Below are 23,872 nucleotides of genomic sequence, written 5' to 3'. Positions count from 1 at the left end.
GTACCCGTGGTACGCTCGGCGCACGATGACCCACCCCGCGCCGGTGAACATCCTCGACCCCGGATTCAAGGCGAATCCATTTCCCTATTACGCCCGCCTGCGGGCCGGAGCGCCCGTCCATCCCACGAAGCTCGAGGACGGGCGCACGGCCTACCTGGTCACGCGATACGACGACGTCGTCGCCGTCCTCAAGGACCCTCGTTTCCTCAAGGACCGCATGGCCGTCCTCTCGCCCGAGCAGCTCGCCGAGCAGCCGTGGGTCCCGGACTTCGTCGCAGGGCTGCAGCGCAACATGCTCGACGTCGACGAGCCCGATCACCGGCGCCTGCGCAACCTCGTGCACAAGGCATTCACCCCGGCCCGGGTCGAGGACATGCGCGGGCGCGTGCAGCAGATCGCCGACGATCTGCTCGCGAAGGTCGCGTCCCGCGGGCGGATGGATCTCGTGCGTGATTACGCGTTGCCGCTGCCGCTCACCGTGATCGCCGAGCTGCTCGGCCTGCCCGAGGCGTCACGCCCGCGCTTCCATCGATTCTCGAACGCCTTGATGCAGACCACCTCGAACCTGAAGATGCTGCTCTCGTTGCCGCTCTTCTGGCTCGTGATCCGGGAGCTGCGCGCGCTCATCAAGGAGAGGCGCGCGCGGCCGCGAGACGACCTGCTCACCGCGCTCGTGCAGGTCGAGGAGGAGGGCAGCCGCCTCAGCGAGAACGAGCTGCTCGCGATGATCATCCTCCTGACCGTCGCCGGGCACGAGACCACGGTGAACCTCATCGCCTCCGGCACGCTCGCGCTCTTGCAACACCCGCGCGAGCTCGAGCGCCTCCGGAGCGATCCCTCCCTCTTCAAGACGGCCATCGAGGAGCTTTTGCGGTTCACGAACCCCGTCGAGATGGCCACCGAGCGTTATGCCCGCGAGGAGGTCGAGCTCGGCGGCGTCCGGATGCGCCGCGGCGAGCTCGTGCTCGTGGTCCTCGCCTCCGCGAACCGCGACCCCTCCCAGTTCGCTGACCCGGACAAACTCGACCTCGCGCGCGACCCGAACCGCCACGTCGCCTTCGGCCAGGGCATTCATTATTGCCTCGGCGCACCGCTCGCGCGGCTCGAAGGGCAGATCGCGCTCGCCACGCTGCTGCGAACGCTCCCCGACCTGCGCCTCGACGCGGCCCCGCACACCCTGCGCTGGCGCCCGACGTACATCGTGCGCGGCCTCGAAGCGTTGCCCGTCGCCTTCTGAAAAGCAAAACCCCCTCCCATCACGTGGATGAGAGGGGGTCTTCAGGCGAGATGCGACGTGATTACTGCTTGTCGCCGTTGCCGCCCTTGTCCTTCGGCTGCAGCGCCGTGAGGTCCTCGGCGATCATCGCCTTCGGGTTCATGAGCTCGAAGAAGGCCCTCTTCGCCATCTCGCCCGTCTCGCCCTGCTCCTGACGGAGCGCCATCAAGACGCCGCGCTCCTTCATGAACTTGAGCGTCTGGATCGCGCCCTTCTTCCGCGTCGCGTCGCCCGCCTTCGCGTCCTGCCAGAGGCGGTAACGCAAGACGACGCGCGTCTCGGAGTGCGGGCCGTTGTCGAACTTGAGGTTGTCGAACTGCGACTGGAGGCGCTGGCGCGACCACTCCTGCGGCACGTCCGCCACCTTGATGCGCGCGATCGCCTCGGCGTTCGTCACCCAGCGGTAGAGGTTGCCGCGCTTGAAGTCCTCGTCCGACCAGTAACCGAACGCCCGGAAGTAGTGATCCTTCAGGTCATTCAGCGCGTCCGGGCCGAAGTCGCCGTACATGGCGACCGTGCGGGCCGCCGTCTCCGCCGTGCCGCCGAGGATGAGCGCGAGCGCCGCGGCGTTGCGGATCTCCGGGTTCTGAAGCTTCTCGAAGAGCTTCACCTCCGTCGCCTGATCGAAGCCGCCGATGCCGATCGCGCGGGCGTAGGCCATGCGCAGGCCGATGTCGAGCTCGGGCGTGAGCAGGTCCGCGAGCTCGCCCGCGATCGCCGGCACGGGCTTGAGCGAGAGCGTCGAGGCGTAGCAGGCGCCGATGAGCTGCTTGCGCGGCTCCTTCTTCGCCCCGTACTCCTTCGCCTTCTTCGCGACCTCGCTCATCGTCTTGTCGTCGGCGCACCACGCGAGCGCGTCACACGCGGCCTGGCGGGCCTCCTCGTGCCACGACTCGTCCTCGATGAACTCCATGAGCGGCTTCGAGGCCTTGTTGTCGCCCCACTGCCCGAGGCCCTGCGCCGCGCCGTAACCGACGGCGCGCAGCGCCATGCCGAGCATCGCGAGGCCCGCGCCCTGGAGCGCGTCCTGCGTGATGTCCATCTTCTTGTCGGGCTTGCGCTTGAACTGCTCGAGCAGCTTCGGGAAGGACGGCTCGTCCTTCATCAGGCCGACGTAGCGGAGCGCGCTCTGCGCCGTCTCGAAGGACGTGGGGAAGGGAGGCTGCGCGCCCTCCTTCGGCAGCGGATCCTTCGGGAACGCCCAGTCGCGCAGGTCGTTCTTGATCTTCTCGCTCTGCACGGCGGCGAGGAAACGCAGGCCGTTCGCGTGCGGCTGCGGGCGGTCCTTGATCCAGAAGATCACGCTGTCCTCGGCAGCGGCCTTGAGCTCGTCCTTCTTGTCGGGGTGGATCGTCGCGAGGTCCGCGAGCATGCGGGTCGCGACGACACGCGGCAGATCGGTGCGCGAGAGATGGCCGCCCTCGTCGGCCTCCCAGAACCGCTCCTGCGCGTAGAGCTTCAAGGGATCGGCGCGCATGCGCTCGCCGAGGTACTTCGCCGCGCGGACGTCGCCGACCTCGGCGAGGCGCGTGCCGGCCTCGCCCTGCCAGTGCAGCGTGGGCTTCGAGCCGTCGAGCCACTTCACGAGCGAGTCACCGACGCGCGGATCGGCGATGTCCTTCATCATCTCGAAGAGCTGCTTCGTCTGGAACCACTCGGTCTCGGGCGGATCCTTCTTCACGCTGGCGAGCGCGAGCACGAGGCCCTCGCCGCCGATGCCGTCGCGCAGCGCCTCGAGGAATTTCTGGCGGTTCTCCTTGTCGGAGGTGCCGAGCGCGGCGAGCAAGGGCGCGCGCGCGGTCTCGTCGCCGATCTTGCCGAGGCCCGTGGCGGCCTCGCGGCCGACCTCGGAGTCGGGATCCTTCACGAGCTGGATGAGCGTCTGCGTCCACTTCGGGGTCGCGTCGCGCGAGAGCAACGTGGCCACGAGCTGGCGCACCGACGGGCTCTGATCACCCGCGAGCTTGGCGAACTCGTCGAGCGACACGAGCTGCGCGAGCTTCTCCGGATCAAACGCGACGCCGCCGCCGAGGCGCTCGACCTTCGACAGGAAGCCCTTCCTGTACTGGTCCATCGCGTCCTTGAAGACGGCCGGCTCCTTCAGCGTGACGAGGGCCCACACGATCTGCGGCCTGTCGCTCTCGTCGGCGTCCGCGAGCGCCTTGAGCAGCGCGGCCTTGCCGGCGTCGCCCTTCGGCGTGCCGTAGTAGGCGAGCACCTGCGCGGCGACGCCCTTCACGCGATGATCGGGCTGCTCGAGCGCCTTGACCGCGAGCGTGACGCCCTCGGGATCCTCGGCGTAGGCGAGTTGGATGAGCGCCTCTTGCTGCAGCGACCACTCGTTCGAGTTCGCGGCCCAGGTGCGCCAGCGCGGGATCTGGTCCTTCACGGGCAGGACGAAGATGTTCTTCTTCTCCTTGACGACCTGCTCGACCGTCATCTTCTCCTGGCCCTGCTTGATGCCGAAGAAGAGCGCGGCCGCGCCGCCCGCGACGATGAGCAGCGCCACGATGATCGTGACGGGGTTGAAGCGACCCTTCTTGAAGTCGCCGTCGCCGAAGTCGGCGCCGCCGCCGCCCGCGGGCGCGGGGGGGACGGCGCCGCCGGGCGGCGCGCCGGGCAGATCGGCGTCGTCCGGGGGCCACTTGGCGAGGAGCCGATCGGGCGTTCGGAGCCGCCGCTTGATGGGTCTCGTGTTGCCCCCGATCCCCCGGGGAGGAGGCTGTTTTCCGTTGGGAAGAGGAGACGGTTCGGGCTGTGGATTCGGACGATCGAGCATGGTTCCTCCCCGCGTCGCTCTCGTGCGACCGGCGGAGCGGCGGCGCCGCTTTGCGGGGACCGAACATACCAGGGGTGGGCTTTCGGGCGCAGCCGCAAAGAACTGCTAAGGGAGACGGGTGCCGATGCCTGCCGCCGAGACCTCCGACGGGAAGCTCCGATCCTGGGTGTTTGCTGGCCTCCTCGGCCTGGGCGCGCTCGCGGGTCTGTCGCTCATGCCCCGGGTCGTGGGCGGCGGCAGCCCGTTCGAGGGCAAGCCGGCGCCGGACGCGGTCTTTTCGGTCGCGGCGAACGGCGATCCCGGGGCGCGTATGCAGATCGAGCAGCTCAAGGGGCACCCGGTGGTCCTGGATTTCTGGGCGACCTGGTGTGGCCCTTGCGCCGCGCAGGCGCCGATCCTCGATCGGATCGCGCGTCGTTACGAGAAGCAGGGCCTCATCGTGCTCGGCGTCAACGCCCACGACCCGCCGGCCAGGGCCAAGAGTTACGCGGAAAAGAAGGGATTATCGTATCCCATCGTCATCGACGCGGGCCAGGAGGCGGCGCAGGCCTACGACGTGACCAACCTGCCGAGCCTCGTGGTGATCGATCGCGAGGGGAAGGTCGTCCGGTACCTGACGGGGCTCGTCGACGAAGCGTCGCTCGACGAGATCATCGCGGCGACGCTGTAGCTTCACCCACTGGTACACGAGGAACCGCTCCACCGCGGCGAGCGCGTGCCCCGTGCGCTCCGAGGGGAACACCTCGAAGGCGTGCTGCGCGCCCGGCAGCTCCGCGTAGAGCACCGGCGCGTGGCTCTCCTTGCGCAAGAGCTCCACGAAGAGCCGCGCCTCCGCCACGGGCACGAGCGAGTCGCGATCGCCGTGCACCACGAAGAACGGCGGCGCGTCCTGTCGCACCAGGCTCATCGGCGAGGCCGCCTCGAACGCCGCCCGGTCCTCGTCGAGCCGCTTCTTCATCACGCTCTTCTCGAGGATCGCGCGCAGCAGCGTGCCCTTCCAGATCCCGCGCCGGTCCGTGAAATCGTAGACCCCGTAGAACGGCACGCAGGCTTGCACGCGTGTGTCCACGTCCTCGAAGCCGGGCTGGTACTGCGGATCGTTCGGCGTGAGCGCGGCGAGCGCCGCGAGGTGGCCGCCGGCCGAGCCTCCCGTGATCACGAGGAAGCTCGGGTCCGCCCCGTACGCCGCGCCGTGCTCGCGGATCCACCGGATCGCGCTCTTCACGTCGATGAGGTGATCCGGGAACGTGAAGCGCGGCGAGAGCCGGTAGTTCGCCGACACCACGACCCATCCGTGCGCGGCGAGCCGGTAGGCGAGGGGTTTGCCCTGGTCGTCCTTGCTCCCGATCACCCAGGCCCCGCCGTGCACGAAGAGCACCGTGGGGCGCGGCTTCGTGTTGCCGCGTGGCCTGTACACGTCGAGGCGCAGGTTCACTCCGCCGGCGCGCGAGAAGACGATGTCGCGCACGACCTCCACGCGGCCGTCGAGCACGGGCAGCGGCAAGAGGCGCTGCCGCAGCGGGAAGTGCTCGTCGACGTGCGCGCCGATCTCCTCCGGGATCAGGCGCCGGTACTCCGCGCCGAGCCCCTCGCGCAGCGCTGACTCCGTCACGTCGCGCGTCTTGCGTGCGTCGACCACGATCCGCACGAGCCCGACCCACGAGAGCGACACCACGCAGAGCGCGAGCCAGCCCGGCCAGCCGTCGAGCCCGCCGGCCCAGACGAACAGCGTCGTCGCGAGGGCTTGCCAGAACAGGTGATGCGCCGCGAGCTCGCCCGTCAGCCACGACGCGAAGAAGCCCGCGCCGACGAGCGGCCAGAACCTCCGGGCGGGCCGGAGCGCGTTCAATGTGAACATGGCCCCGATGGCCGCGGCGATCAGGAAAAGCACGGGTACGGGGAACGGGAAGGGCAGGGGCACGTCGCGAGCAGGATGACCGAGGCCGGGCGTGTTGTCCCGCGTCGACGTGCCGCGCCGCGCCTCGCCGAGCGGGCTCTTTCGTGAGGCGAACGCGTCAGGCCCACACGTCTTCGGCCACGCTCGCCACGACCGCGTGCTGGAACCGGAACGTCCGCGCCCGATCGTACGTCCCCGTCAGGTTCAGCGCGATCTCGTCGAACGACGCGCACCGCGCGCGACGGAAGCCCTCCTCGTAGAGCATCGGCAGCGCGTGATCGACGCCGAACACGACGGGCTCGCCCATCTCGGCCACGCCTTCCCGCGCGGCGACGGACGACGGATCACGCACGTCGCCTTGGCCCATGCGTTTGCCCACGTGATCGAAGACGATGACCGAGCGCGGGTCGAGCTTCTCCGCGATGCGCCGCAGCGTCGCGCGGACGGCCGCTTCGTCGAGGTAATACGTCACGCCCTCCCAGAGCAGGAGCGCCGGCAGGTCCGCGCGAAACCCGCTCGAATCGAGGCGCTCCACGAAATCGTTCACCGCGAAATCGCAGGGCACGTACGTCGCATTCTCGGACGGGTATCCGGGCAGCGCGTAGACCCGCGCGAGTTTGTCCGCCTGCGTCGTCGGGTGATCCACCTCGAAGAAACGCACGCCTCTTTGCCCGAGCCGCGCGGCGCGTGTATCGAGCCCGGCGCCGAGCACCACCACCTGGGTGCACCCTCGCGCGAGCCACCGCGTGGTCTCGTGGTCGAAGAGCGCCGTGCGCAGCGCCACGAAGAGCTCGATGTGCTGGTAGCCGAGCTCGTAACGCGCTGCGTCCTCGAACCCGCCGGGTCCGGCGAGGGCACGGGCGAACGGATCGTTGCAGAGCGGCGTCTCTCGCTCCGTCGCGCGCGCTCGGAGGGCCGCGATCATCCTCGCCGTTCGGCTCGGCTGCTGCATCGTCCCCAGAATGACAGGCCATGCCGCAGCGCGCAACGTCCACGTTCCACCCGGGACGGACCGTCCGGCTTCGTGTCCGCGGCGGCGGGCCCTCGCTCGTGTCTCGCGAGGAGGGCCCGGCTTCCGTCGACGATTACGGCAGCGAACCCCAGCACGCGCTGCACCCGGCCAAGCAGCAGCTCAACGACCCGGTGCAGGAGCAGCTCGTGGCGTTGCACCACCCGGAGCAACTATCGGCGAGCTCGTCGACCTTCTGGGTCTCGAGCCCCGGAACGGACGCGAGGTCCTCATTCGCGACCTTCGGCGCCCGACCGAACTCCTGGACGCTCGAAGGATCGAGGTTGGCGCGCTCGAGCGGCGTCTCGGCGCGGACGACGTTGCCCGCGCCATCGCGGGTCAGCTCGTGCAATCCGACGTCGGTCTCCTCGTCACCGGCGCCGGCGACACAACCGGCCGCGAGGACACCCACGAAGCAAGCGAGAAGCGAACGAAAGACGAAACGACGGGTCATGGCGAGACCTCCTGCGAATCGTGACAGGTGAATGGATATCGGGACGTCGTAAAGCGACACGTATGCCGGCGCTTCACGAGAGCTCCGTCCTCGTTCGAATACGCTAGGCCAGAGGCCGTGGTCCGTACAAAGAAACGATGCACAAATCCGCCGCCTCGCGCCGATTGCGAGCGGCCGCGCGGTGTTGTGAACAATGAATGCGTTTTACTTCACGGCACACGCCCGCGAGGGTGAGCCGACGTCCATCTTGCAGGATGCCCGGCGGCCCGGCCTTCGTGATCAGGCGAAACGGACCTACCGCGCGAGTTTCCTCCACGCCGCCGCGAGCGCCTCGGCCGCCCGCGTGCTCTCCGCCTCCGTCGTCCCGCGCCCGAGCGTCAATCGCACCGAGCCGAGCGCCTCCTCCGGCTTCACGCCCATCGCCAGGATGACGCTCGACGCCGCCTCGTGCCCGTCGTGACACGCCGAGCCCGTCGACGCGGCCACCTCCGCGGCCTCCGCGAGCAGCGCCGTCCCGCTCACCCGCGGGAACCGCACGTTCAGCGTGTTCGGCAAACGTTTGTCCGCGTGGCCATTCAGCAAGAGCCCCGGCACGCGCTCCCGGAGCAGGACAAACAGCTTGTCCCGTAAAACCTTCACCCGCGCGCCCTCCTCCTCGAGGTCCCGCGCCGCCCGCGCCGCGGCGACCCCGAGCCCCACGATCGCCGGCACGTTCTCCGTCCCGGGCCGGATCCCCCGCTCGTGCCCCGCGCCGACCATGAACGGCGCGATCGGCATGTCTTTCCGGATGAACAGCGCCCCCACGCCTTTCGGCGCGTAGAGCTTGTGCCCCGCGATCGACAGGAGATCCACCCCGAGCGTCGCCACGTGGATCGGCACCTTGCCCACGGATTGCGCCGCGTCCGTGTGCACGACCGCGCCCGCGCGCCACGCCGCGCGCGTGATCTCCTCGATCGGCTGGAGCACGCCCGTCTCGTTGTTCGCGTGTATCACCGTGATCACGCCCGTCGCGTCCGAGAGCTCGCGCGCGACGTCCTCGGCGCGCACGCGCCCCTCGGCGTCCGCGCGCACGATGGAGACGCGATTCTTTCGTTTCGAGAGCTCGACGCAGCACCTCATCGTCGCCGGGTGCTCGATGTTCGACGTGATGATCTGGGGCCGATCGGGCAGCGCCTCGGCCACGCCTCGGATCGCCAGGTTGTTCGCCTCGGTCCCGCCCGACGTGAAGACGAGCTCCTCCGGCGCGCACCCGATGAGCGCGGCGACCTCGGCCCGCGCCGCCTCGATCGCGGCCCGCGCGCGCCTGCCGTAGACGTGGCTGCTCGAGGGATTGCCGAACCCGCCTCGCAGCCAGGGCAACATGGCGTCGACGACCTCGGGCAGGAGCGGCGTCGACGCGTTGTAGTCGAGGTAGATCGGGTCTTCGGCGTGCACGATATCCTGGCGGTACTCAGGCCCGGCGTTCGCGTCAAGCGCGCCCTTCGTAAAAGCCCGCTCGCCTGCCTTCGCGCTTCCCCGCGCCCTTCGCCTCGGCTATCCTGCCCGCGAAAATCGTCTCGGAGGCAGAAGATCATGGCGGAAAAGTACCGGCTGGTGACGCGGAGCGACTTCGACGGCCTCGTCTGCGCCGTCCTCTTGAAGAAGCTCGGCATCCTCGACGAAATCAAGTTCGTCCACCCGAAGGACATGCAGGACGGCAAGGTCCCCGTCACGGACCGGGACATCTCGACGAACCTCCCGTACGTCGAGGGGGTGCACCTCGCCTTCGATCACCACGCCAGCGAGACGCAGCGGGTCGGCAAGCGCGAAAACCACATCATCGACCCGCACGCCCCCTCGGCGGCCCGCGTCGTGTGGCGCCATTACGGCGGCAAGGAGCGGTTCGCGGACATCCCCGACGACATGATGGAGGCCGTCGACAAGGCCGACGCGGCGCAGTTCTCCCGGGACGAGATCCTCTCGCCGAAGGGGTGGGTGCTGCTCAACTACCTCATGGACGCGCGCACGGGCCTCGGCCGATTCCGACAGTTCCGCATCTCGAACTACGACCTCATGATGCGCCTCATCGACGCTTGCCTCGAGCATTCCGTCGAAGAGATCCTCGAGATGCCCGACGTCAAGGAGCGCGTCGACATGTATTTCGAGCACGAGGCGCGCTTCAAGGAGCAGATCCAGCGCTGCTCCACCGTGCACAAAAACCTCGTCGTGCTCGACCTGCGGAACGAGGAGACGATCTGGGCGGGCAACCGCTTCATGATCTACGCGCTCCACCCCGCGTGCAACATCTCGATCCACGTGATGTGGGGGCTCAAGAAGCAGAACACCGTGCTCGCCACGGGCAAATCGATCCTCGACCGGAGCAGCAAGACCAACGTCGGCTCGCTCATGCTCGAATACGGCGGCGGCGGGCACGAGGCGGCCGGCACCTGCCAGATCGACAACGACAAGTCCGACGAGGTCCTCCGGACCCTCATCACCCGGATCAACGCCGACGGCTGAACGATCGTCGTTCACAACCCCCGAGGGCCGTCGTCCACCCCTTGCCATGATCGAACGTCGCTCCTTCCTCCTCGGCTCGCTCGCCGCGGCCGCGTCCACGACCCTCGGCTGTGCTTCCCAGGCCCCGCCGCCCCCCGCCGATCCCGCGGGGGCCGCGGGCCCGAGCGCTCCGCCTCCGCCTGAGACGAACCAGAAAAAGAGCCTGCTCATCCTCGGCGGCACGGGGTTCGTCGGGCCCGCCGTGGTCGAGGCGGCGCGGGCGCGCGGGTTCTCGGTCACGCTCTTCAATCGCGGAAAGACCCGCCCCGAGCTCTTCCCCGATATCGAGAAGCTCCGCGGCAACCGCGATCCGAACAAGGACGAGGGCCTCAAGGCCCTGGAAGGCCGCAGCTTCGACGCGGTCATCGACACCTCGGGCTACGTCCCCCGCATCGTCCGCGCCTCGGCCGAGCTGCTCGCGAAGAACGTCAAGCAATACATCTTCATCTCGAGCATCTCGGTCTACAAGGACAACTCCACGCCCAACATGGACGAGACCGCGGCCGTCGGGACCATTTCCGATCCCACGGTGGAGACCATGGGCAAGGAGTTCGAGAATTACGGCCCGTTGAAGGCGCTCTGCGAGCAGGCCGCGGAGAAGGCCATGCCCGGCCGCGTCGCGAACGTGCGGCCCGGGTACATCGTGGGCCCGGGTGATCCGACGGATCGATTCACGTACTGGCCGCTCCGCGTCGCGAAGGGCGGCGAGATGCTCGTCCCCGGCACGCCGAACGATCCCATTCAGGTGATCGACGTCCGCGACCTCGCCGAGTGGCTCGTGAAGCTCGTCGCCGAGAACACGACGGGCGTCTTCAACGCCACGGGCCCCGGCGCGCCGCTCACGATGGGCGGCGTGATCGAGGCGAGCAAGAAGGCCTCGCCGAAGAGCGACGTGAAGCTCACCTGGGTCCCGAACGCGTGGCTCGAAAAGAAGGGCAAGGAGGGCGGCGACGGGATCGATCTGCCGATCTGGGCGCCGCCCGAGGGCGAGACCGCGGGCTTTCACCGCGTGAACGTCGACCGCGCGAAGAAGACGGGCCTCACGTTCCGGCCGATCGACACGACCGTGGTCGATCTCCTCGCCTGGTTCAATGGTTTGCCCCCGGAGCGGAAGGACAAACGCCGCGCGGGGCTCACGCCCGAGCGCGAGGCCGAGCTTTTGAAGGCGTTCCACGAGGAGTCGAAGAAGAAATAATCGGTCAGCGCGGATCGAGCGCCTCGCACACGGGCGGCTTCACGCCCGTGTTCCAGCGGAACGAGTGCATCCATCCGTCGAGCGTCCGCTGCGCGTCCGGGTCCCGGAACGATTGCAAAAACACGATCGACCCCGTCCCCCCGCAGATCGGGACCATCACGGCCCGCACCGAGATCGGCGTCTCTCCCACCGTCCACCACCTCTCGATCCCGGCCCCGAGCGGCGTCGGCACGGGCCCGGTCCTCGCGGTCACGACCCGGCTTCCCTCCGCGCCTCTTTCGAGCCCGCCGGCGACGTCCGCGAAGAGTTTTTCCTGGAACCGCGGGGCCGTCACGAGATCCGACACGAAGAGGGCCCCGCTCACGAGCACGTCGGGGCGGCTGATCCGGAGCTCGAGCCCCTCGTGCCCGACGATCGCGTTCACCCCGAGCGGGATCCGCCCGGCGATCCCGAGCCACCGGCTGAAATAATCGTGCCCGACGAGCCAGCCGGGCTCCCGCCTCGGCAAGGGCGCGCGCGGCGGAAGCCGATAGGGCAGGGCCACGGGCGGGCTCGTCGGGGCGGCGATCGGCGATTCGAGGATCTGCCGCGCGGACGCCTCGGCGAGCGGCCCTGCCAAACCTCGGACCACGGCCACCCGGTTCTTCTCGGCGCGCACCACGATCCCGCCCTCGATCGACGCAGATCCGAGCGAGAGCGCGCGGAGGCACCCGGGGCTCGATTGAATTGCCGCGACAAACTCGACCGCGTCGCTCTCCGCGTCCCACGCCGTGCTCCAGAGCAGCCCCACGCCGCCGCTCTGCGCCGCGACCAGCGTGTACCGATCGCCGCCCCAGCCCGCGGCGGCCTGCGTGGAGAGCGGGGTGCAGCGATCGAGCACGACCCGCGTCTCGAGCTCGCCGAGCGTCCCTTCGTCGAGGGGCCGATACCCCGCGGGCGCCTGCGGCGCGGCGAGCACGACCGGCCGCTCGCCGGCGAGGTATTTTTCGGGATGCATCACCTGCTCGGTCGAGACGGGCGGCGACACGAACATTCGATTGACGAGATCGAGCCCGCCTGCGCGATAAAGCTCGGCCACCATGGCCGTTCCGGCGTGATACCGGAAGAGGAGGCGCTCGCGCACGATGGGCGGGGCGCGAAGCAGCGCTGTGTCTCCGTCGTTCGCGACAAACCTCTCGGCGGGCACGTCGCGCATGACGTCGGCGGCCCTGCGCACCATCCGCTGCATGGGTACGCCGCGCTCGGAGGCGAGATACGCGAACATCGTGAGCATCGCGTCGCCTTCGAGCAGCGATCCGTACGCGAGGACCTCGTCGGCGCCCATGGTCGCCTGCTCTCGCGCGTCGGGCCGCCCGAAGCTCTGGTCCTGCAGCGCGTGCTCGATCTCGTGGGCGAGGATCGCCCGCTCCTTTTCGGACTCGGCCTCGGTGCGCGGCCGGGACGCGCGGACCACGATGATCTTCTTTTCGTGATCGTAAAACCCGCGCACCTGCTCCTCGAGCACCTCGCGCGTGGAGCTCGGCGGCGGCCCGGCGCCTGGCTTTCCGTCGGGCAAGAGGTCGAATGCGAGATGAAATGCCGTCCGCGCCTCGACCTCGGCCGCCGCGGCTCTGCGATCGGCCCGCTCGCGCAGGGCCGCGAGGAAGGTCGGTTCGTCGAGCAGGTACACCGGCACGGCCGCGCGCAGCGGCAATCCGCGCAGGTGCGCGACCTCGGCGACGAGAGCCTGAATGCGCTCCTGCGTGAGTGGCGCCGGGGGCGGAGGGGAGGGCACCTCCGCGGGGGGCGGGGAGGAGCCGCCGCAGGCGGTGAGGGCGAAAAGAAGCCCTATCGCGGCTGCTTGACCTGCTCGATCACCCACCGCGCGATCTCCTTCGCCCCCGGCCCACCAAAATGCATTCCATCCGGCCGGATCGGCTCGCCTTCATTCACGAGCGTGCACACCCCGCCCGGGCACAACCTCCCTGCGAGGTCGAGCACGTGGATACGTTTGTCGCGCTCTGCCGCCTTCTCGATGAGCCGGTTGAAACAGGCGACCTGCCCTGCGAGCTCCGGTTTGTCCCAGCCGCCCACCGGTGGGGGGATACGCGCGACGTACAGCCTTTGGGTCTTGCCGGCGAGTTTCACGAGCTGGTCCCCGAGCACCTCGGCATACGCCGCGTCCCAGGCTGGATCGCAGATACGTTGCCAGCGGCCGTCGAGCTCCACGCGCGCGTAAAAACCGCCGCCGAGCAGCACGAGCGTCACGTCGGGGTGGAGCTCGTCCGCGTCGCTCGCCCAGCGCGCGTCGCAGGGCCCTCCCGCGTGAGGCACGTTCGTGAGCGACCGCGCCGGCCGCCTGCCTTCCATGATGCTGCAATCGGGCGTGCCCTTCTCGAACACGATCGTCCCCGTGCCGGATTGCACCGCGTGCATCCGCTCGCCGAGCGATTGCGCGGCGGAGTCGCCGACCACCAGGATTTTCACCGCATTCTCGGGCGCCGGCCAGGGCAAGAGCTGCAGCCCGATCCGCATCACCGCTCGATGCTGCGTCCCGACCACCAGCGCCCCGACGCAAAGCGCCACCGACGACGAGAGCGAGAGCGCCGGCCGCCCGAGCGGCGCGCCACGCTTGCGGATCGGCTGCTCGAGGAAATGGTACGACACGAGCGTCACCCCGAACGTCGCCACGTACCGCAAGGCCGACGAAAGCAGCCCCGACAAACCCAGCCGCTCCGGCCGCAGCACCACGTAGATCGGCCAGTGAAAGAGGTAGAGCCCGTAACTCACGAGCCCCACCCAGGCCAGCGGGCGGAACGAGAGCGCGCGCGCGACGAGGCTCCTCTCGCCGTGCGCCGCGCACGTGATGAGCACGAGCACGCAGAGCTCGGTGGCGAAAAAACCTCCGCGGTAGAGCAGCGGGTTTTGCCCGTCGAGCTTCACCCACGCGAACGCGAGGGCCGCCGCCGCGAGAACGCCGAGCCCGTCGAGCGCCCGGACGACGCGCGGATCCTTCGACGGCCCCCGCTCGGCCATCAGGCACGCGAGCGCGGCGCCGAGCAGGATCGCCACCCCGCGTGTATCCGTGCCCATGTACGCGCGGGCCGTGTCCGCCCGCGTGCCCAGCCAAACCATGGCCGCGCCCGAGAGCAGGGCGAGGCCGAGCGCGACGGCGAGCATCACGCGCCGCGAGCCCCGCGCGAGATGAAGGACCCCGAACGCGAGGAGCGGCCAGACGACGTAGAATTGCTCCTCGATCGCGAGGCTCCAGGTGTGCTCGAGCGGCGACGGGGCCTGGAACATGTCCCAGTAGCTCCGCCCCGAAAAAATCGCGCGCCAGTTCGCCACGTACGCCAGCGTGGCGAGGCCGTCCTTGCGGATCCGATCGAGCTCCTCCGGCCTGGCGAGCCAGTACGCGTAGGCCGCGACCACGGGCAGGAGCGCGAGGAGCGCCGGGAAAAGGCGGCGCGCGCGGCGCACCCAGAAAGCCTTGAGATCGATCGTCCCCGTCTTGCTCCACTCCGCGAGCAAGAGCGAGTGGATGAGATATCCCGACAGGACGAAGAACAGGTCGACGCCGAGATAACCGCCGTCGAGCCTGCCATCGTGGAAGAGGAGCACGCCGAGCACGGCGAGCCCTCGCAGCCCGTCGAGCGCGGGCAAATGCGGGATGGTGGCGCGACGGAGCGGATTCTGTTCGGGTGCAGGCGAGCTCACGGGCAGCCCGGGAGATAGCGCATTCCGGGCGCCGTTCCCAATAAGAATGTGGGGGCGAAGTCAGTGGACGGCCGCCGCACCGTCGGGCATGCCCGCTTCTTCGGCTTCGGGCTGGGGCGCGTCGGCCTTGCGGACGAGCCGGCCCGTGGGCACGAGCGTCGTCGTGGAGCCGCGCAGCTCGCGGAAGTAATACTTGCGGAAATAAAGCGTCGGCGCGTCGGTCGCGACGGACGGCTCCTCGCCCGGCGGCGGCACCTCGAGCGGGCTCGAGGTCTCGAGGACGGCGCGATCCTCGCCGAGGACGTTGTTGAACCTCGTCGCGATCCAGGTGAACACCTGCGAGCCGAAGAACGTCCGCGCCGAGGCGACGAGCATCTTCGTGTGGCCCTCGTCGATCGGGATGCAATAGACGTGCAGGTACATCTTGCGCTTCGCCCCGTCCATGATGTGCAGCTCCATCGCGTTTGGCTTGCGCCACTCGAGGATCTCCACCTCGGCCGGCTCGTGGTCCCATTTCGAGAAGATCCGGCCGCCGAAGGGCGCCGGCTCGATCCGCACGTCGAGCCGCGTATCCGGCGTCATCTTTTGCTTGAGCTCCCGGCCGATGCTCTTTCCGTGGATGAACGGCAGGTGCGGCATGTCGAGCATGTTCTCCATGGCCCGCGTCCAGTGCGTCTTCCAGATCTCCTGATTGTATCCGACGTGCCACCCCGGCTCGACGAGCGCGGGCGGCGGCTCGGGCTCGGTGCCGGCGGGGTCGGGCCCGGTGAAGACCCAGACGAGATGGCCGACCTCCCGCACGGGCACGGCCGTCGCGCCAAAACGAGCGCGTTTCTCCGCAGAAATCGTGTTCAGTGGGACCTTCGTGCAGGCGCCGTCCTTCTGGAATGCCCAGCCGTGGAAGGGGCAAGCGAGGCAACCGTCCGCGTTGACCTGGCCGAGCGAGAGCGCGACGCCCCGGTGCGGGCACCGATCGACGAGCGCGCCCACGCCGCCCTTGCCGTCGCGGAAGAGGGCGAGCGTCTCGCCGGCGACCTTCACCGAGCGTGGCTTTTTTCCGAGCTCTCTGGCGGTGATGACCGGGGTCCAGACGTTGGCGAAGCTCTCGAACACGGTGGCCTCCGTTTTGTTACATCGAGTGCTCTAAGAAACGCAGCGTCTTCGTCAAGCCCCCGCCGGAGCTCACCGTGGTGGGTTCGCAGGCGCGCTCGCGGGCGAGGTCCGTCGCCGCGAAATACTCGGTGATCCAGGACGGAACGGGCCCGTCGCCCGGCGCGCGTGTGGCGCAGAAGAGGACACGCGTGGCCCGCTCGGACTCGGGGAAACAGTAGACGAGCGTGCGCTTCTCGCTCGCGCGCGGGGGCAGAAAATACTCGATGCAGCCGGGCGCGTGAAACTCGAGCGCGCGCTCGGCAGGCGCGTCGCCGAGCGCCCACGTGAAGGGCAGGTTCGCCGGGTCTTGCAGGGCGGAGACCACGCGCGAAAAGGGCGCGGGCCAGGTCTCGGCGTGGATCACGAGGGGCCGCACCGGATCGATCGAAGGCAAGGTCGGCCCCTCGGGCGGGGCCTCGTGGCCCGTGAAGATCCAGACGAGGCTGAGGGCCTCGCGCGCGGGCAAGCGCTCCTCCACCGCGACCACCTCGGACGGCGAAGGGCGATCCAGGCGCGCCCCCGGCTCGCCGCCCTCGTCGCGGAAGAGCACGATCGCCTCTCCGGCCACCCGAACACGACGCGCCTCGTCGCGCAGATCCCGCGCCGAGAGGACCGGCGTCCAGACGTTCGCGAAGCCCTCGAACATGAAACCTCCGTTTTGTAGAACGTACAAGGTACGAAAGATGAGGCGCTCGTCAAGGAGGCCGCGCCGAGCCCGCTTCGGCCGGCCTCGCCGGGGTCTTGAACGGCTGGACGGATGATCTAGAGTACCCACCCAGGAGATGGGCAGGCCCGCAGGCTCACGCAACCCGGACTTCGAGGCGACCCGCGCGTCGCTGGTCGCCGCCGTGCAGAGGCGGCTCTCGGCGCCCGACGGCGTGCGCGTGAGTTTTCGCGAAATGGCGGCGTCCGCGGGGGTGAGCGTGGCGACGCTGCGGCACTATTTCGGCTCGCGCGAGGGTGTCATCGCGGCCGTGCTCTCGCACTGGCACGAGCGGGGGCAGCGGTACCTCCTGGAGGTCGCGACGGGCCCGCTCCTTCCCGTCCGCGCGTCGCTCCGGGGGTTTTTGTTTTATCTCGAGCTCGGCTTCCGCAGCGGCGTCGGCGAGGTGCACGCGATTGGCCTCGCCTGCGGCCTGCGTGAGCCCACGCTCGGCCCGAGATACCTCTGCGAGGTGCTCGATCCGACGCTCGAATGCGTCGAGGCGCGGCTCGCCCGGCACGTCGCGCGGGGCGAGCTCCGGGCGGGGGACGTGCGGCAAATGGCGCTCGCGCTGGCCTCGCCGCCCCTGCTCGCGCTCCTGCATCAAGGCCCGCTCGGCGGGACGAAGGCGCGCCCGCTCGATTGGGAGAAATTCGCCGACGAGCACGTCGAGGCCTTCCTGCGCGCCTACGGCACGGGCCACGAGGCCCCGCCGGAGCCGGGCGCCGAGGCCTCGTTCGGCGGCGGACCTCCTCGAAGAGGGCCGGGCGAGGCCTGAGGCGTCGAGGTTTGTCAGGGCGCTCGTCCGGCGGTCACGGCCAATCGAAGATCGCGCGGCTCGCCAACCCCAGGGTGACGCTCGCCATGTTCGCCGCGAAGGTCCACCGCAGCGCCTTCTTCTTGCCGATGAAATGGAAATACCCCGCCTCCGCGGTCACGGCGAACGTCTCCGCGATGACCACCATGATCCAGTATCGCGGCGTCTGCGCGATCCATAACGAGGGGTGCGGCGCGAAGACGGCGAGGTAGAGGCGCTCCCACAGCGCCGGGATGACGAACCAGACGATCGGGTGCGTCAGGGCGCTCGCGCCGAAGGCCTCGTAGGCGCGGACGCGCAGGCCGTAGATGTAAATGGGGATCTCGACGACCTGCGTGAAGACGAATGCCCAGAACCAGTCCACCCGTCACCCCGCGGCGCGGCGCCTCGCGCGGCCGAGGGCGAGCGCGGCCAGGGCGAAGCCGATCGCGAGCGGCGCCCCTCGGTCCTGGTCTCCCGCGGCGGACACGGCGCAGCCCTTTTTTTCGACCACGGACGTGGTGGCGGCCGAGGGCGTCGGCGTCGGGGTTTTTGCGCCCGCCACGCAGCGGAGCCGCTCGCGGTCGCGAAAGTCCTTGGCGGCGACACACGTCCCCGGGGCGCCGGCCGGATCGGCGCACGTATCGCCGGCCTTCTTGCTCATGCAGCTCTCCTCGTCCCGCGCGACCTCGTCGGCGGCGGCGATCGCCGGGCCCACGAGCGCCGCGAGCGCGAGGAGGGCGCCGCAAAGACGGCGCGTCGAGGAACGTTTGTCCTGGGAATTGAAAGCGCGCATCCGCGATTTCTCGCTCCTCCGCCCCGCGAAGTCAAGCGCGACGGGGCCCCGTCGCGGCGCGTCGTGGTCACGGCGGCGCGACGAGGAGGTCGAAAAGGTCCGCGACATCGGGTATGGAGAGATGATGGTGAGCAAGATGCAGGGGCCCGGGGGCATCCTCGAGCGGTTCCGCGCCATCTGTATGAGCCTCCCCGAGGCGACCGAGGTCCTCGCCTGGGGACACCCGACGTTCCGCGTGAAGGACAAGATCTTCGCCGGGATCGGCGGTAAAAATGGCGTGTGGTCGTTCGGCGTGAAGACCACGCTCGAGATGCAGGCCGGGCTCGTCGCCACCGATCCGCGCTTCACGATCGCGAAATACGTGGGCAAACACGGCTGGGTCGACGTGCGGATCGACGAGCAGAAGGACGGGCCCGTCGACTGGAACGAGGTGCGGGCGCTCGTCGTGGGCAGCTACAAGATGATCGCCCCGAAGGCGCTCGCATCGCGGGTGGAAGACTGATCCGGCTCACCCAAGCCAAAAGGGCGTCACGTCGTTGACGTGCCACCTCGGATTTTTCGACGGGATCCGTCCGTCCGTACGTTTTGGGGCTCGACCTCGATGATACGGTCGTGATATTCGAATCATCGCTCGTCTCCTCGGTCGCGGAGTGCGTAATGGATTCGGCTTGGTTCCAGCATTGCCCGGGTGTCTTTCTTGCCACGAACCCGGAAGGCGCGATCGGCGGCTTCAATCCAGAGGCCGAGCGGGTCCTCGGGGCCGAGCGCGTACGAGGCGGCTCGCTCTTCGAGGCCATGCACCCCGATCACAAGGCGAACGTCGCCTCGGCGTGGGCGCGAATGGCCGAAGGCGAGGACTTTGGCGCCGCGTGCCAGATTCGTGATGCCGCGGGCGCGTATCGCTCCTTTTCCCTGAGCGCGCGGCGCGCGCCGGGCGGGGCCGAGATCTACGTGACCATCGTCCCCACGCCGCGAATCTCCGCGGGTCGGCTGGTCGTGCCCCCGGCCGAGGACCTCGCCTCCTTGCCCCCGACCGCGCCCGAGCGCGTGCTCCGCGCCATCCTCGATCACCTGGACATCTCGGCTTATTTGATCGATCAGAATTGCATGTACGTGATGCAGGACGGCAAAGGGTGCCGAACGGGCGGATTCGAGCCCGGGCAGCTCGTGGGGACGAGCGTGGTCGATCTGTATGGGCCCGAGCAGGAGGGCGTGCTGAGTATCAAGCGCGCGCTCGCCGGAGAGCCGGTCCGCGTGGCGACCGAGGCCCACGACATCCTGTGGGAGAGCATTTTCCTCCCCATGCAGGACGAAAATGGCGAGATCCCGGTGATGCTCGGCGTGACGCTCGCGAAAAACGACGTGGCGAAAGCCCTGGCCGAGCTGCGGGTGAAGATGGAGCTCATCGAGCGGCAGGAGGAGGTCATCCGGAACCTCGAGACGCCGGTGATCCAGGTCTGGGAGAAGGTGATCACGCTGCCGATGATGGGCGTCGTCGACAGCCAGCGCGTGGCGCGCGTGATGGACGACCTGCTCGCGACGGTCGTGCGGACCTCGGCGCGCTTCGCGATCCTGGATTTGACCGGCGTCGATATGGTCGACACGATGACGGCGAGCCACATCTTCAGCCTGCTTCGCGCGATCCGGCTGCTCGGCGCGGAGGGGATCGTCACGGGGATCCGGCCCACGGTGGCGCAGACGATGGTGACGCTCGGGCTCGACCTGTCGAGCTTGACGACGTGCGCGAACCTGCGGGAGGGGCTCCGGCTCTGCATTCGCCGGATGGCGGAGGAGAAGCGCGGCCTCGCCACGCCGACTCAATAACCGACCATGTCCTCCTGCCGCGGCAGGTTCTCCACCTCGCGCGGGCCCTCCGCGAGCAGGTCGCGGCCGCGGCGGAGCGCGAGGTGGCAATCACGCACGGTGGTGCATTCGCGGATCCAGCCGACGATCTTCGAGCGGCGCGCCACGGCCTCCACGTCGAAGGCCCAGATCATGGCCATGAGCGGCCAGACGAAGAACCGGCCGGGGCTGACGCGGCTGCGCAAGGCGGGCGGCACGAGCTCGCCGCCGTAATGCCCCTCGGTCGCCGATAAAATGAAGCCGGTGAGCGCCGAGCGGAACGTCTGGTTCGCATATACGTGCTCGACGCAGCGCTTGTAGAACGTAAACCCCGGGCTCGTCGGCTCGAGGCTCACGGCGCCGAGGTAACCGCCGGCCTCGGTGAGCTCGGCGACGGCGCGCAGGCTGGCCGCGTCGGAGACACCATTAAAACGGTCGGCGCCGAGGCCGATCGAGAGCAGCAGCTTGAGCTTCAAGCCTTCGAGCTCGGCCACCGCCCCGACCGAGACCGCGTCCTCGATCGGATCGCCGAGCCCCTCCTCGTCGCCGCGCATGAGCGAATCCGAGCCCCCGTCGACGAGGATCACGGCGTCGATGTCGTGGCGCCGGACGAGCTCGGCGTAAAAGGCGCGGAGGGCGGGCACGGTGAAGGCGCGGGCATAATAGGCGTAGACGAAATGCGGCGCGCCCTCGGGGCGCTCCTGGTCGAGGAAGCTCGCGAGGTGCACCTCCGGGCCGTAATCGGGCGGGGGGATCGAATGCCCGAGGACACGCTTGACGACGGCGCCGGTCTCGGCCGTGAACACGACGGGCGCGTCGTCGATGCGCTCGGGCTCCCCGAACGAATAACTGCCGAGGACGACGCGCTTGCCGAGCCGCTCGAGCTCGGGCAGGAGCGTCGCGCCTTGCAAGAAATCGAAGCCGCCGCCGCAGCCGCAGACGAGGACGGTCTCGATGGAGGGATCGGCGAGCCGCGCGAGGAAGGTCGGTACCATGACGCGGCGCCGACGGTACCACGAGCGGGCGCGTCAGCGGCGTCGTTTCGGCGTGCCGGGCTCGATGTGCCGCGGCGGCGCCCGGTCCTCGCCCGAGAGCCGGGCTTTGAGGTAGTCGTGGTTCATCTGCGTGATGACCTCGAGGGGGATGCTCTTCGGGCACGCGGTCTCGCACTCCCCCGCGAACGTGCAATGGCCGAAGCCCTCCGCGGACGCAGCACGGACCATCCGGAGCGCGCGCCGCGCCCGCTCGGGCTGGCCCTCCGGGAGGCTGCCGAGGTGGGTGATCTTCGCGCCGGTGAAGAGCGCGGCCGAGGCATTCGGGCAGGCCGCGATACACGCCCCGCAGGCGATACACGCCGCCGCGTCCATGGCCCGCTCCGCGCGGGCCTTGCGGATCGTCGAGGTGTTCGCCTCCGGGGCATTTCCCGTATTGACCGAGACGTAGCCGCCCGCGGCGACGATCCGATCGAGCGCGCCGCGGTTGATCACGAGGTCCTTGATGAGCGGGAATGCCTTCGCGCGGAAAGGTTCGAGATAAAGCGTCGCTCCGTCGCGGAAATTGCGGAGGTAGACCTGGCACGCGGCCGCGCCCTGGAGCGGTCCGTGCGCGAGGCCGTTGACCATGAATCCACACGTGCCGCAGATGCCCTCGCGGCAATCGCTGTCGAACGCGATCGGCTCCTCGCCGCTGCGGACGAGGCCCTCGTTGACGACGTCGAGCAGCTCGAGCAGCGACATGTCGGGCGAGGCCTCCGTGGTCTCGTACCGGACGAACCGGCCCGGCTCCTCGGGGCTCCGCTGGCGCCAGACCTCGAGCGCGATCCGCATCACTTGTAGCTCCTTTGCATGGGCGGGGCCGCCTGGAAGACGAGCGGCTCCTTGTGCAATTCGGGCGCCTCGCCGTCGCGCCATTGCCACGCCGCGACGTAGGCGAAGCGCTCGTCGTCGCGCTGGGCCTCTCCCTCCGGGGTCTGGTACTCCTCGCGGAAATGGCCGCCGCAGGACTCCTCGCGGTGGAGCGCGTCGCGGCAGATGAGCTCGCCGAGCTCGAAATAATCGGCCACGCGGCCGGCGGTCTCGAGCTCGCGGTTGAGCGATTCGCCCTGGCCGGGGACGAGCAGCTCCCGATGAAACTGCTCGCGCAGCTCTGGGATCCGGGCGAGGGCGCGCTCGAGGCCCTCGCGATTGCGGGACATGCCGCAGGTGTCCCAGAGCAGCTTGCCGAGCTCGCGGTGGAACGAGGCGGCGCTGCGCCTGCCGCGCGCCGAGAGGAGCCGCTCGATGCGGGCCCTCGTGTCCTTCCGGGCCCGCTCGAATGCGGCGTGGGTATCGTCGAGCGCGGCCGGCCGCGCGCGCGCGAGGTAACTGCCGACCGCGAGCGGGGCGATGAAATACCCGTCGGCGAGGCCCTGCATGAGCGCGCTCGCGCCGAGCCGGTTCGCCCCGTGATCGGAGAAATTCGCCTCGCCGGCCACGAAGAGGCCGTCGATCGTGCTCATGAGGTCGTAATCGACCCAGAGGCCGCCCATCGTGTAATGGATGGCCGGGTAGATACGCATCGGGGCGCGATAGGGGTCCTCGCCGGTGATCTCGGCGTACATGTCGAAGAGGTTTCCATACCGCTCCGCGATGACGTTCGCGCCGAGGCGGCGGATCGCGTCCGCGAAATCGAGGTAGACCCCGAGCCCCGAGGCGCCGACGCCGCGGCCCTCGTCGCAGACGGCCTTCGCCGCGCGGGAGGCGACGTCGCGGGGCGTGAGGTTGCCGTAGCTCGGGTATTTTCGCTCGAGGTAATAGTCGCGCTCGTCCTCGGGGATCTCTCCGGGCGGGCGTTTGTCCTCGGCGCGGAGCGGCACCCAGATGCGGCCGTCGTTGCGGAGCGACTCGCTCATGAGCGTGAGCTTCGACTGGTGCTCGCCGCTGACGGGGATACACGTGGGGTGGATCTGCGTGAAGCAGGGGTTCGAGAAGAACGCGCCGCGGCGATGGGCGCGCCAGATCGCGGTCGCGTTCGAGTTTCGCGCGTACGTGGAGAGGAAGTAGGCATTGCCATAACCGCCTGTGGCGAGGACGACCGCGTCGGCGACGAACGTCTTGATCTCGCCGGTGACGAGGTCCCGTGCGACGATGCCGCGTGCGCGTCCGTCGGCGACGACGAGGTCGAGCATCTCCGTGCGAGGTGAGAGGCGCACCGTGCCCGCCTGGACCTGGCGGAGCAGGGCCTGGTAGGCGCCGAGCAAGAGCTGCTGGCCCGTCTGTCCGCGCGCGTAAAACGTGCGGGAGACCTGGGCGCCGCCGAAGGAGCGGTTCGCGAGTTTGCCCCCGTATTCGCGGGCGAACGGGACGCCTTGGGCCACGCATTGATCGATGATCTGCACGCTCACCTCGGCGAGGCGGTAGACGTTCCCCTCGCGGGCCCGGTAATCGCCGCCCTTGATGGTGTCCTGGAAGAGGCGGTGCACGCTGTCGCCGTCGTTCTGGTAGTTCTTCGCGGCGTTGATGCCGCCCTGGGCCGCGATGCTGTGCGCGCGGCGAGGGCTGTCGTGGAAGAAGACGCACTCGACGTGATACCCGAGCTCGCCGAGCGTGGCCGCGGCCGAGGCGCCCGCGAGGCCCGTGCCGACGACGAGCACCCTGTATTTGCGGCGGTTCGCCGGGCTCACGAGCGCGTATTCGAGCTTGCGGCGCTCCCATTTCTGCGGGAGCGGGCCGCCGGGGATCTTGCCGTCGAGGAGCATGAA

Annotated in this window: 20 protein-coding genes and 1 pseudogene; 7 read left to right on the top strand and 14 right to left on the bottom strand. The window is 69.2% G+C overall.

The features are described 5' to 3' along the window. Positions 1-25 precede the first annotated feature (25 nt). Positions 26-1,237, top strand: a complete 1,212-nt coding sequence (locus tag GF068_RS36680) for a cytochrome P450 family protein (protein ID WP_153824203.1) — start codon at positions 26-28, stop codon at positions 1,235-1,237. Positions 1,238-1,298: 61 nt separating this feature from the next. Here the strand turns inward: GF068_RS36680 and GF068_RS36675 are convergent, their stop codons facing one another. Further along, the gene (locus tag GF068_RS36675) at positions 1,299-4,055 is read right to left on the bottom strand and encodes a HEAT repeat domain-containing protein (protein ID WP_153824202.1); all 2,757 of its coding nucleotides are present in this window, start codon (positions 4,053-4,055) and stop codon (positions 1,299-1,301) included. Positions 4,056-4,179: 124 nt separating this feature from the next. On the opposite strand from GF068_RS36675, the gene GF068_RS36670 reads away from it, so the two are divergent. Then, positions 4,180-4,725 (top strand): TlpA family protein disulfide reductase, encoded by a 546-nt coding sequence (locus GF068_RS36670; RefSeq protein WP_153824261.1) that lies wholly within the window; start codon positions 4,180-4,182, stop codon positions 4,723-4,725. Between the two features lie 27 nt (positions 4,726-4,752). Here GF068_RS36670 and GF068_RS45755 read toward each other — a convergent pair. From GF068_RS45755 to GF068_RS36650, 4 genes and pseudogenes are all read right to left on the bottom strand, one after another. Next, a pseudogene (locus GF068_RS45755) lies at positions 4,753-5,913 on the bottom strand (alpha/beta hydrolase fold domain-containing protein); the annotation flags it as partial. A gap of 157 nt (positions 5,914-6,070) precedes the next feature. Next, complete coding sequence (locus tag GF068_RS36660; protein ID WP_170319886.1) at positions 6,071-6,877, bottom strand: class I SAM-dependent methyltransferase; 807 nt, start codon at positions 6,875-6,877, stop codon at positions 6,071-6,073. A 160-nt stretch (positions 6,878-7,037) separates the two neighbouring features. After that, positions 7,038-7,415 (bottom strand): hypothetical protein, encoded by a 378-nt coding sequence (locus GF068_RS36655; protein ID WP_153824199.1) that lies wholly within the window; start codon positions 7,413-7,415, stop codon positions 7,038-7,040. Positions 7,416-7,709: 294 nt separating this feature from the next. Then, positions 7,710-8,849, bottom strand: coding sequence for a cysteine desulfurase family protein (locus tag GF068_RS36650; protein ID WP_338046726.1), 1,140 nt, complete (start codon positions 8,847-8,849; stop codon positions 7,710-7,712). Between the two features lie 138 nt (positions 8,850-8,987). Here GF068_RS36650 and GF068_RS36645 point away from each other — a divergent pair, with 138 nt between their 5' ends. Both GF068_RS36645 and GF068_RS36640 read left to right on the top strand, forming a co-directional pair. Further along, positions 8,988-9,914, top strand: a complete 927-nt coding sequence (locus GF068_RS36645) for an exopolyphosphatase (protein WP_153824198.1) — start codon at positions 8,988-8,990, stop codon at positions 9,912-9,914. Positions 9,915-9,960: 46 nt separating this feature from the next. After that, positions 9,961-11,148 carry an NAD-dependent epimerase/dehydratase family protein gene (locus GF068_RS36640; RefSeq protein WP_153824197.1) on the top strand — a complete coding sequence of 396 codons (1,188 nt, stop codon included), beginning with the start codon at positions 9,961-9,963 and terminating at the stop codon, positions 11,146-11,148. Positions 11,149-11,152: 4 nt separating this feature from the next. Here the strand turns inward: GF068_RS36640 and GF068_RS36635 are convergent, their stop codons facing one another. The 4 genes from GF068_RS36635 to GF068_RS36620 are packed head-to-tail and all read right to left on the bottom strand — an operon-like array spanning position 11,153 to position 16,642. Next, positions 11,153-13,009 carry a hypothetical protein gene (locus GF068_RS36635; protein WP_153824196.1) on the bottom strand — a complete coding sequence of 619 codons (1,857 nt, stop codon included), beginning with the start codon at positions 13,007-13,009 and terminating at the stop codon, positions 11,153-11,155. Continuing rightward, entirely contained in the window at positions 12,976-14,844 is a 1,869-nt protein-coding gene (locus GF068_RS36630) for an acyltransferase family protein (RefSeq protein ID WP_170319885.1), read from the bottom strand. The genes GF068_RS36635 and GF068_RS36630 overlap by 34 nt, the downstream gene beginning before the upstream one ends. Positions 14,845-14,904: 60 nt before the next feature. Next, positions 14,905-15,957, bottom strand: coding sequence for a Rieske 2Fe-2S domain-containing protein (locus tag GF068_RS45750; RefSeq protein WP_153824194.1), 1,053 nt, complete (start codon positions 15,955-15,957; stop codon positions 14,905-14,907). A gap of 16 nt (positions 15,958-15,973) precedes the next feature. Next, entirely contained in the window at positions 15,974-16,642 is a 669-nt protein-coding gene (locus GF068_RS36620) for a hypothetical protein (RefSeq protein ID WP_153824193.1), read from the bottom strand. Positions 16,643-16,778: 136 nt separating this feature from the next. Between GF068_RS36620 and GF068_RS36615 the strand changes: the two genes are divergently transcribed. Further along, the gene (locus tag GF068_RS36615; protein ID WP_153824192.1) at positions 16,779-17,477 is read left to right on the top strand and encodes a TetR/AcrR family transcriptional regulator; all 699 of its coding nucleotides are present in this window, start codon (positions 16,779-16,781) and stop codon (positions 17,475-17,477) included. Positions 17,478-17,511: 34 nt separating this feature from the next. On the opposite strand, the gene GF068_RS36610 is transcribed toward GF068_RS36615, so the two are convergent. Further along, positions 17,512-17,880, bottom strand: coding sequence for a hypothetical protein (locus tag GF068_RS36610; protein WP_153824191.1), 369 nt, complete (start codon positions 17,878-17,880; stop codon positions 17,512-17,514). A gap of 3 nt (positions 17,881-17,883) precedes the next feature. After that, positions 17,884-18,291 (bottom strand): hypothetical protein, encoded by a 408-nt coding sequence (locus tag GF068_RS36605; protein WP_153824190.1) that lies wholly within the window; start codon positions 18,289-18,291, stop codon positions 17,884-17,886. A gap of 136 nt (positions 18,292-18,427) precedes the next feature. Between GF068_RS36605 and GF068_RS36600 the strand changes: the two genes are divergently transcribed. Both GF068_RS36600 and GF068_RS36595 read left to right on the top strand, forming a co-directional pair. After that, positions 18,428-18,793 (top strand): MmcQ/YjbR family DNA-binding protein, encoded by a 366-nt coding sequence (locus tag GF068_RS36600; protein ID WP_153824259.1) that lies wholly within the window; start codon positions 18,428-18,430, stop codon positions 18,791-18,793. A gap of 155 nt (positions 18,794-18,948) precedes the next feature. Further along, positions 18,949-20,115, top strand: a complete 1,167-nt coding sequence (locus GF068_RS36595; RefSeq protein WP_153824189.1) for an STAS domain-containing protein — start codon at positions 18,949-18,951, stop codon at positions 20,113-20,115. On the opposite strand, the gene GF068_RS36590 is transcribed toward GF068_RS36595, so the two are convergent. Genes GF068_RS36590 through GF068_RS36580 form a run of 3 tightly spaced genes read right to left on the bottom strand, consistent with a single transcriptional unit; the run spans position 20,109 to position 23,869 of the window. Further along, positions 20,109-21,128: a DUF1152 domain-containing protein gene (locus GF068_RS36590; RefSeq protein ID WP_153824188.1), complete on the bottom strand. Its 1,020-nt coding sequence runs from the start codon at positions 21,126-21,128 to the stop codon at positions 20,109-20,111. The two genes, GF068_RS36595 and GF068_RS36590, sit on opposite strands and share 7 nt — an antisense overlap. Positions 21,129-21,161: 33 nt before the next feature. Beyond that, positions 21,162-21,959 (bottom strand): succinate dehydrogenase/fumarate reductase iron-sulfur subunit, encoded by a 798-nt coding sequence (locus GF068_RS36585; RefSeq protein ID WP_153824187.1) that lies wholly within the window; start codon positions 21,957-21,959, stop codon positions 21,162-21,164. Further along, positions 21,959-23,869 (bottom strand): fumarate reductase/succinate dehydrogenase flavoprotein subunit, encoded by a 1,911-nt coding sequence (locus GF068_RS36580; protein WP_153824186.1) that lies wholly within the window; start codon positions 23,867-23,869, stop codon positions 21,959-21,961. The genes GF068_RS36585 and GF068_RS36580 overlap by 1 nt, the downstream gene beginning before the upstream one ends. Positions 23,870-23,872: the final 3 nt, after the last annotated feature.

Origin of the sequence: Polyangium spumosum, from assembly GCF_009649845.1 — a bacterium.
In the GTDB taxonomy this organism is placed as follows: domain Bacteria; phylum Myxococcota_A; class Polyangia; order Polyangiales; family Polyangiaceae; genus Polyangium; species Polyangium spumosum.
The sequence above is the reverse complement of the archived record's forward strand: the minus strand, read 5'-3'. Positions and strand labels throughout refer to the sequence as shown.